Source organism: Paraburkholderia sejongensis (genome assembly GCF_020880815.1).
In the GTDB taxonomy this organism is placed as follows: domain Bacteria; phylum Pseudomonadota; class Gammaproteobacteria; order Burkholderiales; family Burkholderiaceae; genus Paraburkholderia; species Paraburkholderia sejongensis.
Window position 1 is genome coordinate 395,419 of the sequence record NZ_JAJITD010000004.1, and the last position, 12,751, is coordinate 408,169.

A 12,751-nucleotide genomic window follows, 5' to 3' on the forward strand; every position below is an offset into this window, starting at 1 on the left:
GCGGCGGATTTTATTGCGCCGCTAAATGTGCATATGCACTGACCAACCGGGACGTACCGCGACATGGAAGCGCTGTTAGACGACGACTGCTTTGCGATCCGCCAGGCCGCGCGCCACGTATCGCAGCTTTATGACCGGCATCTGTCGAAGGTCGGGCTGACGATCACGCAATTTTCGCTGCTGGTCCGGCTTAAACGCGTCGGCCCGATGACGATGAAGCAGATCGCCGAACAGATGCGCATGCAGCGCACCACGCTGGTTCGCACGATCCAGCCGCTACGGCGCGATGGGCTGGTGACGAGCGACGCGCTCGGCGCCGATGCGCGCACGCTGCTGATCTCGCTGACGGCCGCGGGCGAACAGCGCGTGAGCGCGGGCCGCGCGCACTGGTATGCGGCGCAGGCCGAATTCGAAGACCGCTTCGGCGAACAGCGCGCGGCCGCGTTGCGCAGCGAGTTGTTTGCGATCACCAAAGATTCGCTTTGAACGGGCGGTAGCACCCCAGCAGCACAGCAGCATACGAGCAGAACACCAGCAGTGGAGGCCGGCGCCGCGCGCCGTTTTTTTCAACCTGAAGAGTGCATACGCACATATCGACATCATGTCCACCACCCCTTCGACCGCCGCGCCGCCGAGCGCGCTGCAACCCGCCCGCCAGGCGCGCCGCATCCCGTGGATGCTGCTCGCGGTCCTGACGGTTCTCGTCGCGCTGGCGCTCGCGCTGTCGTACTGGTTTTTCGTCGGCCGCTTTGTCGAGACGACCGACGACGCCTATGTGGGCGGCGACGTCACCGTGATGGCGCCGAAAGTAAACGGCTTCGTCACCGACGTGCTGGTGCGCGACAACGAGTTCGTGCACGCGAATCAGGTGCTGATCCGGCTCGATGCCCGCGACTACGACGCGCGCCTCGCGCAGGCCACTGCCGAGGTCGAGAGCGCGCGGGCCGCGGTCACCGAACTCGAAGCGAGGAAAGCGCTGCAACTGGCGTCGATCAGTGAGCGGGCCGCCGAGGTCCGCGCGTCGGGCGCTGAGTTGACGCGCAGCGCCGCCGATCAGACCCGCTACCGCGAACTGGTCAAGGACGACGCGGTATCGAACCAGGTGGTCGAGCGCGCGGATGCCGATCTGAGCAAGGCGCGCGCGGCGGTCGATCGCAGCGGCGCGGCACTGCTCGCCGCGCAACGCCAGATCGCGGTGCTCGATGCGCAGATCGGCGACGCGAAAGCGCGCATCGCGACCGCCGAAGCCGCGCAGCGGGTCGCCGCGCTGAACGTCGAGTACACGACGATTCGCGCGCCGATCGACGGATATGTCGGCAATCGCAGCGCGCGGGTCGGGCTGCTCGCGAATACCGGCGTGTCGCTGCTGACGGTGGTGCCGGCGAGCGGCCTGTGGATCGATGCGAATTTCAAGGAAGATCAGTTGAAGAAGATGCGCGCGGGCGACAGCGTCGATGTCGAACTCGATGCATCGAGCCGGGCGCTGCATGGCGTGGTCGAAAGCCTCGCGCCGGCGACCGGCGCGACCTTCAGCGTGCTGCCGGCGGAGAATGCGACCGGCAACTTCACGAAGATCGTCCAGCGCGTGCCGGTGCGGGTGCGGCTCGACGTGCCGAGCGACATGCAGGGCGTGCTGCGCCCGGGGCTGTCCGCGACGGTGAAGGTGCACGTCGATTCGGGGCACCCTGCCGGCAACGGCGCCGCCAATCCCACCACGCGCGGGTAAGCCGATCATGACGACCGCTACCGGCAGTCTCGCGGGCACCCGGCCCGCCAACGCGTCCGCCACCACAGCCGCCCACTTCACCGACAACCCCGCCGACCAGCCGACCCGCACCAAGGTATTCGCGTTCGCGCTGATGTGCGTCGGCTTTTTCATGGCGACGCTCGATATCCAGATCGTCGCGTCGTCGCTGCGCGATATCGGCGGCGGCCTGTCCGCGAGCCAGGACGAGTTGTCGTGGGTGCAGACCTCGTATCTGATCGCGGAGATCATCGTGATTCCGATGTCCGGCTGGCTCACGCGGGTCTTTTCGACGCGCTGGCTGTTCACGTTTTCCGCGTTCGGCTTCACGGTCACCAGCATGCTGTGCGGCCTCGCGTGGGACATCAACTCGATGATCCTGTTTCGCGGTCTGCAAGGCGCGCTCGGCGCCGCGATGATTCCGACCGTGTTCACCACCGCGTTCGTGCTGTTTCCCGGCAAGCAGCGGCTGATCGCATCGACGACGATCGGCGCGCTGGCCTCGCTCGCGCCGACCATCGGCCCGGTGATCGGCGGCTGGATCACGTCGCAATGGTCGTGGCACTGGCTGTTCTATCTGAACCTGGTGCCGGGCGTCGCGGTCACGCTGCTGGTGCCGAAATACGTGCATATCGACAGAGTCGATCTGTCGTTGCTGAAGAAGGGCGATTACCTGGGGATCCTGCTGATGTCGGGTTTTCTCGGCTGCCTCGAATACGTGCTCGAAGAAGGGCCGCGCAGGAACTGGTTCGGCGACGGCGTAATCGTGTTGTGCGCGTGGGTCGCGGCGATCTGCGGGTTTCTGTTTCTCGTCCATGCATTCACCGCGAAGGAACCGATCGTCGATCTGCGCGCGCTCGCGGTGCGCAACTTCGGAATCGGCAGTCTGCTGTCGTTCATTACCGGCATCGGGATCTTCTGCACGGTGTTTCTGACGCCGGTGTTTCTGGCCCGCGTGCGCGGTTTCGATTCGTTGCAGATCGGCCTCGCGTTGCTGTCGGTCGGCTGTTTTCAGTTGCTCGCGCTGGGCGCGTATTCGACGCTCGCGCGCTTCGTCGATATGCGCAAACTGATGGTGTTCGGGCTCGTGCTGTTCGGCATCGGCTGCTATCTGTATGTACCGCTGACGAGTCAGTGGGGCTGGCAGCAATTGCTGATTCCGCAGGCGTTGCGCGGGATCGGTCAGCAGTTCTGCATTCCGCCGATCGTCACGATGGCGCTCGGCGCATTGCCGCCGTCGCGGCTGCGCTCCGCGAGCGGCCTGTTCAATCTGATGCGCAATCTGGGCGGCGCGATCGGCATCGCGGTCAGCAGCACGATGCTGAACGACCGCCTGAATCTGCACTACGAGCGGCTCGACGAGCATCTGAGCGCCGGTCGCCCGGCAGTCGAAGCGCTGCTGCACAAACAGGCCGGCTATCTGGCGGCGCTCGGCGGCAACGCGCTCGATGCGGCCCACGCGGGACTGGCCGAACTGCATGCGCTGCTGATGCGCGAAGCGCTGGTGCAGGCGTTTTCCGATGCGTTTCTCGCGGTGTCGCTGTGCTTCGTGGTCGGCCTGCTGAGCGTGCTGTTTTCGCGGCCGTTCGGCAATACCGCGCCGCCGCCGGATGCCCATTAAACCGAGCCGGGAGCTCAACATGAAACGGATAGTGATGAAGTTGGCGGCGAGCGCCGCATTGTTGGCGCTCGCGGCCTGCGCGGTGCAGCCGGCCACCCACGCGGATTTGCCGCACGCGGTGCAGACGCTCGCGCCGGCCGCGTGGAGCGTCGACGCGCCGCAACAGAACGTGAGCGCCGACGCGTGGTGGAACCAGTTCGGCGACCCGCAGATGCACGAGCTGGTCGAGTCGGTGCTGCGCGGCAATCTCGACGTGCGGATGGCCGCCGAGCGCGTCAAGCAGGCGCAGGACCTGGTCACGCAGAATCGCGCGGCGCTGCTGCCTGAATTGAATGCGAACGCAGGTGCATCGACCGAGCGGCAGAACACGCCGCCGCCGCTCGGCTACGTGCGCCAGGCCGGTTTCGGTCTGTCCGCCAGTTGGACGCCCGACGTATTTGGCGGCGAACGTCTCGCGGTACTCGCCGCGCAGGCCCAGGTGTCGGGCAGCGAAGGGGCGCTGCAGCAGGTGCGGCTCGCGCTCGCCGCGAATACGGCGGCGGCTTACATCGATTTGCGCTGGGCTCAGGCGCAGTTGCGGATCCTCGACGACAACGAACAGATTCGCAGTCGCGCGCTCAAGCTCACGCAGGAGCGTCTGCATTACGGGCTATCGACGCAGCTCGATGTCGCCCGCGCGCAGAATCAGTTGCAGGATTTGCAGGCGCAGATTCCGCGCATGCAGTCGGCCGTCCAGCATCAAATGAGCCTGATCGCCGTCTATTCGGGACGCACTCCGGAAAGCGTCGATCAACTGCTGCTCGCCGACGCGCGCGCGATTCCGGTGCCCGCGCAAAGCGCGCCGCAGGTGCTGCCGTCCGATGCATTGCTGCATCGCCCCGACGTGCGCAGCGCGTATGCGCAGGTCGAGCAGCGCGCGGCGGAGGTGGGCGTATCGAAGGCGCAGCGTTATCCGCAGTTCAAGATCAATCTGGCCGACGGCTTGCTCGCATCGTCGTATCTGGGCCTGCCGACGCTGACCGACAACCTGTTCAGCGCGGCGTTGAGCGCGACCAGCCCGATCTTCAACGCCGGGCGGATCACCGCGAATATCGATGCGAGCGAGAGCCGTATGCGCGAATCGCAACTCGGCCTGCAACAGACGATGCTGCAAGCGCTCAAGGAGATCGAGGACAACCGCAGCGATCTGGTCAGCGGCGCCGCGCAGGTGGAGCGTCTCGGCGGCGCGCTCGATGCGTCGAATCACGCGCTGCGGCTGTCGACCGAGCTGTACAAGGGCGGCGCGACCGATTTTCTCGACGTGCTGGCCGCGCAGGAAGCGTTTCTGCGCGATTCGGAGTCGCTCAATCAGGCGCGGCGCGAACATGCGCTCGCGGCGATCGCGTTGTACCGGTCGCTCGGCGGCGGCTGGGACGACAGCGAGAAGGTGGCCACCGGCATGCAACCGGCGGCTACGCAATCCGCCGCGCGCTAACGCTGCGTCGCAGCACGGTTCACGCGTGAAACGCGCAACCTTCGCGACACGTACGATCGCGCCGGCAGCCGCTCAACCAGACCAGAAGCGATTTTCAATCTTTGCTACATTCCTGAACAGGCACCGCAACGCTCGCATCGACCGCATCGACAACGGCGACGCGCGCGAGCGGTGAGCGGGCAGGCAAGATCGAAATCTTTGAAGAGGCTCAAGATGCGAATTCTGGTAGTGGGGGCTGGCGCGGTAGGCGGTTATTTCGGCGGACGTCTCGCGGCGGCCGGGCAGGACGTGACTTTCCTCGTGCGCGCGGGCCGCGCGGAAAAGCTGCAACGCGACGGCCTCGTCATTAAAAGCGTGCGCGGCGATCTCGTGCTGCACGACGTGAAGACGATTCTCGCCGGCGTGAGCGCCGAACCGTTCGACGTGATCCTGCTCAGCTGCAAGGCCTTCAGTCTCGACGACGCGATCGATTCGTTCGCGCCGCTGGTCGGCGAAGCGACGGTGATCCTGCCGATGCTCAACGGCATGCGCCACATCGACGTGCTGTGCGCGCACTTCGGCAAGGAGCGCGTGCTCGGTGGCCAGTGCGTGATCGCCGCGACGCTCGATGCCGCGCAGCACATCGTGCATCTGAACGAGATGCAGGCGATCACGTTCGGCGAACTCGCGGGCGGCGCGTCCGAGCGCACCCAGCAGATCGCCGACGCGATGGCCGGCGCGAATTTCGACGTGGCGGTCAGCGACAACATCCTGCTGCGGATGTGGGAAAAGTGGGTGTTCCTCGCCACCTTGGCGGGAACGACCTGCTTGATGCGCGGTTCGGTCGGCGATATTCTGGCGGCGCCGGACGGCAAGCGCATCGTCGAAAAACTGCTCGGCGAATGCCGCGCGGTCGCCGAACACAACGGCTATACGATGGACGCGGCGTTCGACACGCGCGCCGCGCAGATGCTGCTCAAACCGTCGGCGCTGACCGCCTCGATGCTGCGCGACGTCGAAAATCACTCGCATACCGAGGCGGATCACATTCTCGGCGATCTGATCGCGCGCGGCGGCGACGAGCACAAAAGCGAGCAGACGTTGTCGTTGCTGCGCATCGCCTATAGTCATCTAAAGACGTACGAAGCGCGTCAGGCCCGCACGTCCTGAGTGTTCGCCGCGCCGGCGGCGGGCACGCGCGCGGCGCAGTCGAACCGCAGTCCACCCGCAGTCGAACCGCAGTCGAACGATCGGAGGTCAAGCATGCCGGCTCCCATTGGCTCGGTGCCCGCGCTCAGCGCCGCTGCGGCAACGGTGTTCTCGATCGGTATCGCGTTTCTCGGCTACTGGGGCATGTACGAGCCGACCGCGTGGCGCGCGGCCGACGTCGTCGTGTTCGTGCTCGCGCTGAGCGGCTTCGCGTGCCTCGGCCTCGTGCCGTGGATGGCCACGAGTCCGGTCGAGCCCGAAGGCAGCGACTCGCGCATCCGCATCGCGCGACATCTGTTTCTCGCCGGCGTCACCGGGCTGTGGCTCGCGGTCGGGATCTCGGTGATCTTCTGAGTCCGGCCGCGCCGCGGCGGTCATCGAGCGGCCTTCAGCGCCGCTTTTCCCCGTTATTCAAGGTAGCCACCCCGCATGGACATTCACATCGCGGTCGAAGGTCATCACGATCTGTCCGGACAGATTTATCGACAGTTGCGCGCCGGCATTCTCGAAGGGCGTCTGGCCGGCGGCACGCGTCTGCCGTCCACCCGCGATCTTGCGACCCAGCTCGGCGTATCGCGCAAGACCACGCTCGACGTATTCGAACGGCTGCTGTCGGAAGGCTACTTGAGCGCGCGCGCCGGCTCGGGCACCTTCGTCGCCGATGGACTCGAACGCCTGCCGGCCGAGCGCTCCGCGCACGCGCGCGCGGCCGACAGCGCGCGCGTACGGGTCGCCGCCGCGAGCCCGCCGGCGGCAGCGCGCGCCCAACCGCTGTGGCAGCAGATGCCCGACAGCCTGCCGTTGCCGCGGCCGTCGGTGGACTCGCCGCAAGACTTCGTCGGCGGCGCGACCGACAAGTCGCTGTTCCCGTTCGACGCATGGCGGCGCTGCGTGAATCAGGCGCTGCGCGCGCAAACGCGCACGCCCGGCACCTATCGCGAACCGGCCGGCGACCAGCAATTGCGGCTCGCGATCTCGCGCTACCTCGCGTTCAGCCGCGCGGTGTCGAGTAATTGGGAAGACGTGATCGTCACTCAGGGCGCGCAGCACGCGCTCGATCTGCTCGCACGCATCACGCTGCGGCCCGGCGACGTCGCAGCGGTCGAGGATCCCGGCTATCCGCCCGCGCATGCGTGTCTGATGGCGAGCGGCGCGCGCGTGGTGCCGGTGCCGGTCGATCGCGAAGGGTTGATCGTCAGCCAGTTGCCCGACACTGCGCGGCTGGTTTACGTGACCCCGTCGCATCAGTTTCCGCTTGGCATGCCGATGAGCCTCGAACGTCGCGTCGAACTGCTCGAATGGGCGCAGCAACGCGGCGCGGTGATCATCGAGGACGACTACGACTGCGAATACCGTTTCGAAGGCCGGCCGATGGAGCCGCTAAAAAGCCTCGATCGCGCTGGTCTGGTCGCCTACGTCGGGACTTTTTCGAAGACCATCTTCCCGGAGTTGCGGATCGGCTATCTGGTGCCGCCCGCTTCGCTGCATGGCCCGCTGCTCAAAGCACGGCAGATCGGCGATTGCCACGGCTGCACGCTCACGCAAACCGCGCTCGCGTCGTTCATGCTGAACGGCGACTTCGCGCGTCACTTGCGGCGCATGCACAAGGCTTACGCGACGCGGCGCGCGCTGCTGCTCGAACATCTGCAAGGGCCGCTCGCGCCGTGGTTCGAACCGATCGTGCCGACCGCCGGCATCCATCTGGCCGCGCGCCTGAAGGAACCGCTCGCGTCGCGCGGCGAAGCGGCGCTGGTCGCCGCCGCGCGCGAAGCGTCGATCGGCCTCTACGGACTCGCGCCGTTTCATCGCAAGGTCGCGCCGCAAGCGGGACTGATCTTCGGCTACGGCAGCATCGCGCGCGAGCATATCGATACCGCGTTGAACACACTCGGCGACATCCTGCCGCGCCTTGCACGCTGAAAAACGTAGTGTGCGGCCAGCATCGCAAAGACAGTAGCGGCGCGTCGCTACACCTGGCGGCAGCCGCTTCACGTTCGCGAAAATGACAAAAGTGTCCTGATTCAAGGGCTGAAAAGGTCGCGAGGCCAACGACGAACGGCGCAAAAGCTTTCCCGAAACGAACTGTAACGTGCGTTACGTAGTCCGGGTGAAAACCCTGCGGCGTGCGTTTTAGCCGCTAAAACAGGGGCTAAAACGTATCGAGCAGTCGGCGCCGCGCAACATTTTTTGCATCAGGCGCGCGAAAGAGTGACGCAAATCGCTTGAGCGCTTGTAGAATCCGGCGTTGAAGCGTGCACATACGGTATGCGCTTCGTGCAATTCACTGACCACAACAGGTAGGAGAAACATGCCGACTTCCGCAAAAAAGGTGGCCAAGAAGGCTGCTGCCCCGGTACCGACCAAGAAGGTTGCTGCAAAGAAAGTTCCTGCGAAGAAAGCCGTCGCAGCCAAGAAGGTCGCCGTGAAGGCGTCTGGCGCACCGTCGCCGATCAAGGACACCTTCACGAAGGCCTCGTTGGCAGCTCACGTTGCTGAACGCGCCGCAGTCGAACCGAAAACCGCCAAGGCCGTGCTGGCCGCGCTCGAAGACACGATCCTCGGCTCGGTGCACAAGAAGGGCGCCGGCGAGTTCACGCTGTCGGGTCTGCTGAAGATCGTCGTGCAAGCTGTGCCGGCGAAGAAAAAGCGCTTCGGCAAGGACCCGTTCACGGGTGAAGAGCGCTGGTTCCCGGCCAAGCCGGCAAGCGTGCGCATCAAGGCACGCGCGCTGAAGAAGCTGAAGGACGCAGCGGCAGCTTAAGCATGTCGCATGCGCCACCCGGGCGCCGGCATAGCGTTGGCCTTGCGAGGTTTGACGTTGCCTGACGTTTGAGTGCTTGTTTTAGCGCCTGCTTGCAGGTACACGAAGATCCCCGTGGATGCGAATCCACGGGGATTTTTTTATGCGCGCGCTGCGTAGACGCGTAGTGGCGTGGACGCGCGTAACGCTAACGGCGAGTTCGTCAGCGAAGCGCGCGGTCATCGGCGCAGCGACGCTCGTGCTCTGATAGTGTGCGCCCCGATGGCGCACGCGCACCGCACTGGCGCATGATGGTCCACGGCAGATCGATCGTTGCGATACGAAGCGGCCCGGATGCGCCGTTGCCGTGCATCGCCGCGTGCCGCAGCAGTATTGCTTCAATGGCATAACGCTTGCTTGATCGTTTGCGAGTACCGAATGCGCATGGCATTCGCCTTCAATTGACAGAACAAGAGTGGGGCTGAGATGCGATGCTATGACGAGATGCGTCATCACGAGGATGGCGTACGGCCGCATTACGCGCGCTTCGAGCGTTGGCTCGAACAGCAGGGCGCCGACGCGATCGCGCGCAAGCGTGCGGAAGCGGACCTGCTGTTCCGGCGCGTCGGCATCACCTTCGCGGTGAACGGCGACCTGTCCGGCACCGAGCGGCTGATTCCGTTCGATCTGATTCCGCGCATCATTCCGCGCAGCGAGTGGCAGACGCTCGAAGCCGGTTTGCGACAGCGCGTGCAGGCACTCAATCTGTTCATCCACGACGTCTATCACGAGCGCAACATCGTGCGCGCGGGCATCGTGCCGGCCGAGCAGGTCTATACCAATGCGCAGTACCGGCCCGAGATGCAGGGCGTCGATGTGCCGCTCGGCGTGTACGCGCACATCGCGGGCGTCGACGTGGTGCGGGCCGGCGACGCCGGCGAGTTCTACGTGCTCGAAGACAATCTGCGGGTGCCGTCGGGCGTGTCGTACATGCTCGAAAACCGCAAGATGATGATGCGGCTGTTTCCCGAGCTGTTCGTGCAGAACCGCATCGCGCCGGTCGCGCATTATCCCGATCTGCTGCTCGATACGCTGCGCTCGGTCGCGCCGGAAGGGGTCGACGATCCGGTCGTGGTGGTGCTGACGCCGGGCATGTACAACTCCGCGTATTTCGAGCACACGTTCCTCGCGCAGCAGATGGGCGTGGAGCTGGTCGAGGGCAAGGATCTGTTCGTCGACGACAACTACGTGTTCATGCGCACCACCCAGGGTCCGCGCCGGGTCGACGTGATCTACCGGCGCGTCGACGACGACTTTCTCGACCCGCTCGCGTTTCGTCCGGATTCGGCACTCGGCGTGCCGGGTCTGCTCAGTTCGTATCGCGCCGGCCGCGTCGCGCTGGCCAATGCGATGGGCACCGGCATCGCCGACGACAAATCGATCTACCCGTACGTGCCGGACATGATCCAGTTCTATCTCGGCGAGCAGCCGATTCTGAACAACGTGCCGACTTACCAGTGCCGCAAGCCCGACGATCTCGCTTACACGCTCGCGCATCTGCCCGAGCTGGTGGTCAAGGAAGTGCATGGCGCGGGCGGCTACGGGATGCTGGTCGGGCCCGCGTCGACCAAGGCCGAGGTCGAGGCGTTCCGCGAACGGCTAATCGCGCGGCCGGCCGGCTATATCGCGCAACCCACGCTTGCGCTGTCCGCGTGTCCGACCTTCGTCGAGTCGGGCATCGCGCCGCGCCATATCGATCTGCGCCCGTTCGTGCTGTCCGGCAAGACCACCACGATGGTGGCCGGCGGGCTCACGCGGGTCGCGTTGCAGGAAGGCTCGCTGGTCGTCAATTCATCGCAGGGAGGCGGGACCAAGGATACGTGGATGGTCGACTGACGCGGCCGCCGCGCCCGGATAACCCGCCCGGTCCTGCGCGAACGACGCGAGGACCGCGCGCCCAGCTCACCGATATGGAACGCCGTCATGCTTAGCCGAACCGCCGATCACCTCTTCTGGATGGCCCGCTATATGGAGCGCGCGGAGAACACCGCGCGCATGCTCGACATCAATCTGAAGGCGCAACTGCTGCCGCAGACGCCCGAACAGGAGGCTCGCGCGCAGCGCTCGGTGCTGCGCATCTCCGAACTCGAAAACGCGTTCGCGCAGCGCTACGACGAAGCGACCCGCGACCACGTGCTCGACTTCATGGTCGCCGACGCGAGCAATCCGTCGAGCATTCATTCGTGCCTGCAGGCCGCGCGCGAAAACGCCCGCGCGGTGCGCGGCACGCTGACCACCGAGTGGTGGGAAACCATCAACGACACGTGGCTCGAATTCAACGAGCGGCTCGCGTCCGGGCAGGACGCCGGCAACCCCGGCGCGCTGTTCGAGTGGGTCAAGTTCCGCTCGCATCTGTCGCGCGGCGTGACGATCGGCACCGCGTTGCAGGACGACGCGTTCTTCTTCACGCAGCTCGGCACCTATCTGGAGCGCGCCGACAACACCGCGCGGATTCTCGACGTGCGTTTCGCGGACGTCGAACCCAATTCGCGCGACGCCGCGCGCCAGCTGGAGGACTTCTATTACTGGACCTCGATCCTAGGTTCGGTGTCGGCGCTCGAAATCTATCGCAAGGTGTATCGCGACGTCGTCACGCCCGCGCGGGTGGTCGAGTTGATGATCCTGAATCAGCAGATGCCGCGCTCGCTGCTCGCGTCGCTCGACGGCGTCTGCACGAATCTGGCGATGCTGCGCACGCCGGGCTCGAACGCGTGCGAACGCTTCGCCGGCAAGCTGCGCGCCGAGCTGTTGTATGCGGATATCCGGCAGATCTTCGAAAGCGGTTTGCACGGCTATCTGACCCAGTTCCTCGCCCGCGTATTCGAACTCGGCAATCTGGTCGCGCGGACCTATCTGATGCTGCCGGTCGCCTGACGGAGTTTTACGATGAATCTGACGATCCGCCACGACACCTCGTATCGCTATGAAGCGACGGTTCATTATTCGATTCAGCAGTTGCGCCTGACGCCGGCGAGCGGCGCCGCGCAGACGGTGCGGCGCTGGAGCATCGACGCGCCGGGCAAACTCGACGCGACGCTCGACGCATACGGCAACGTGCTGCATACGCTGGTCATCAACAAGCCGCACAGCGAGATTCATCTGCACGTGAGCGGCGAGGTGGTCACGCTGCCGCTCGTCGACGGCTGGCTGCGCGAGCCGCCCGGACCGATCCCGCTCGAACATTTCACCTGCGCGACGCGGCTGACCGATGCCGATCCGGCGATCCGCGAACTCGCCGCGACGGTGCCCGACCTCGCGAGCCAGGCGAGCCTGCTCGCGCTGGCCGAACGGATCGTCGAGCGGGTGCAGTACCGTCCCGGGGTCACCGAAGTGACGAGTACCGCCGCCGAAGCGCTCGCGCTCGGCAACGGCGTATGCCAGGACCACGCGCATCTGATGCTCGCGTGCTGCCGCGCGCGCGGCGTGCCGGCGCGCTACGTGAGCGGCTATATCGAACCGGGCGACGTCCCGCACGGCGCGAGCCATGCATGGGTCGACGTGTGGCTCGCCGGCAAGGGCTGGATTTCGATCGACGTCACGCATGCGTCGTTCGCCAGCGAGATCTACTGCCGGCTCGCGGTCGCGCGCGATTACGAAGCCGCGGCGCCGGTGCGCGGGCGACGCATCGGCGGCCTCGAAGAGGAGCTGGACGTGGCGGTGACGGTGAGCGCGGAGCAGGCGCAGTAACGCATGCGAACGCGTCCCCGGGGGGGCGACGCGTGGCGCGAATTTTTCGTAGGGGTGCAGACGAAAACCGGCGAGGTGCGCGGCGCGGCCATCGCGGCCCGCCGCGCGCGCTTCGACCTCCTCAGCGATTTGACATTCCTGACCATCGTGCCCGGGCGACCGGCCGAAAACGCGCAAAGAAGTCCGTAAACACGGATAAAAGGCGCTCCGGCGCCGCATTACAATAGCCCCGTCTCT

12 protein-coding genes are annotated in these 12,751 nt (G+C 65.7%); all 12 read left to right on the top strand.

What is annotated here, in order from left to right; all coding sequences use genetic code 11:
• Positions 1-63 precede the first annotated feature (63 nt).
• The 12 genes from LJ656_RS10510 to LJ656_RS10565 all read left to right on the top strand — a co-directional run bounded on the left by LJ656_RS10510 (position 64) and on the right by LJ656_RS10565 (position 12,703).
• Positions 64-486, top strand: coding sequence for a MarR family winged helix-turn-helix transcriptional regulator (locus LJ656_RS10510; RefSeq protein ID WP_230509341.1), 423 nt, complete (start codon positions 64-66; stop codon positions 484-486).
• Positions 487-601: 115 nt separating this feature from the next.
• Positions 602-1,726, top strand: coding sequence for an HlyD family secretion protein (locus LJ656_RS10515; protein WP_230509342.1), 1,125 nt, complete (start codon positions 602-604; stop codon positions 1,724-1,726).
• A 7-nt stretch (positions 1,727-1,733) separates the two neighbouring features.
• The gene (locus LJ656_RS10520) at positions 1,734-3,365 is read left to right on the top strand and encodes a DHA2 family efflux MFS transporter permease subunit (protein WP_230509343.1); all 1,632 of its coding nucleotides are present in this window, start codon (positions 1,734-1,736) and stop codon (positions 3,363-3,365) included.
• A gap of 19 nt (positions 3,366-3,384) precedes the next feature.
• Positions 3,385-4,839: an efflux transporter outer membrane subunit gene (locus tag LJ656_RS10525; RefSeq protein ID WP_230509344.1), complete on the top strand. Its 1,455-nt coding sequence runs from the start codon at positions 3,385-3,387 to the stop codon at positions 4,837-4,839.
• Positions 4,840-5,052: 213 nt separating this feature from the next.
• Positions 5,053-5,988: a 2-dehydropantoate 2-reductase gene (gene panE / locus LJ656_RS10530; protein ID WP_230509345.1), complete on the top strand. Its 936-nt coding sequence runs from the start codon at positions 5,053-5,055 to the stop codon at positions 5,986-5,988.
• Between the two features lie 93 nt (positions 5,989-6,081).
• Entirely contained in the window at positions 6,082-6,381 is a 300-nt protein-coding gene (locus LJ656_RS10535; protein ID WP_230509346.1) for a hypothetical protein, read from the top strand.
• Positions 6,382-6,456: 75 nt separating this feature from the next.
• Positions 6,457-7,947, top strand: coding sequence for a MocR-like pyridoxine biosynthesis transcription factor PdxR (gene pdxR, locus LJ656_RS10540; protein WP_230509347.1), 1,491 nt, complete (start codon positions 6,457-6,459; stop codon positions 7,945-7,947).
• A 388-nt stretch (positions 7,948-8,335) separates the two neighbouring features.
• On the top strand, positions 8,336-8,788 hold the full coding sequence (locus LJ656_RS10545; protein ID WP_230509428.1) for an HU family DNA-binding protein: 453 nt from the start codon (positions 8,336-8,338) through the stop codon (positions 8,786-8,788).
• Positions 8,789-9,253: 465 nt separating this feature from the next.
• A complete protein-coding gene (locus LJ656_RS10550) occupies positions 9,254-10,663 on the top strand; it encodes a circularly permuted type 2 ATP-grasp protein (RefSeq protein ID WP_230509348.1) in 1,410 nt (469 codons plus the stop codon).
• A gap of 87 nt (positions 10,664-10,750) precedes the next feature.
• Complete coding sequence (locus LJ656_RS10555; RefSeq protein WP_230509349.1) at positions 10,751-11,701, top strand: alpha-E domain-containing protein; 951 nt, start codon at positions 10,751-10,753, stop codon at positions 11,699-11,701.
• Positions 11,702-11,713: 12 nt separating this feature from the next.
• Complete coding sequence (locus LJ656_RS10560) at positions 11,714-12,514, top strand: transglutaminase family protein (protein ID WP_230509350.1); 801 nt, start codon at positions 11,714-11,716, stop codon at positions 12,512-12,514.
• A gap of 3 nt (positions 12,515-12,517) precedes the next feature.
• Positions 12,518-12,703: a hypothetical protein gene (locus LJ656_RS10565; protein WP_230509351.1), complete on the top strand. Its 186-nt coding sequence runs from the start codon at positions 12,518-12,520 to the stop codon at positions 12,701-12,703.
• The last annotated feature ends 48 nt before the right edge of the window (positions 12,704-12,751 follow it).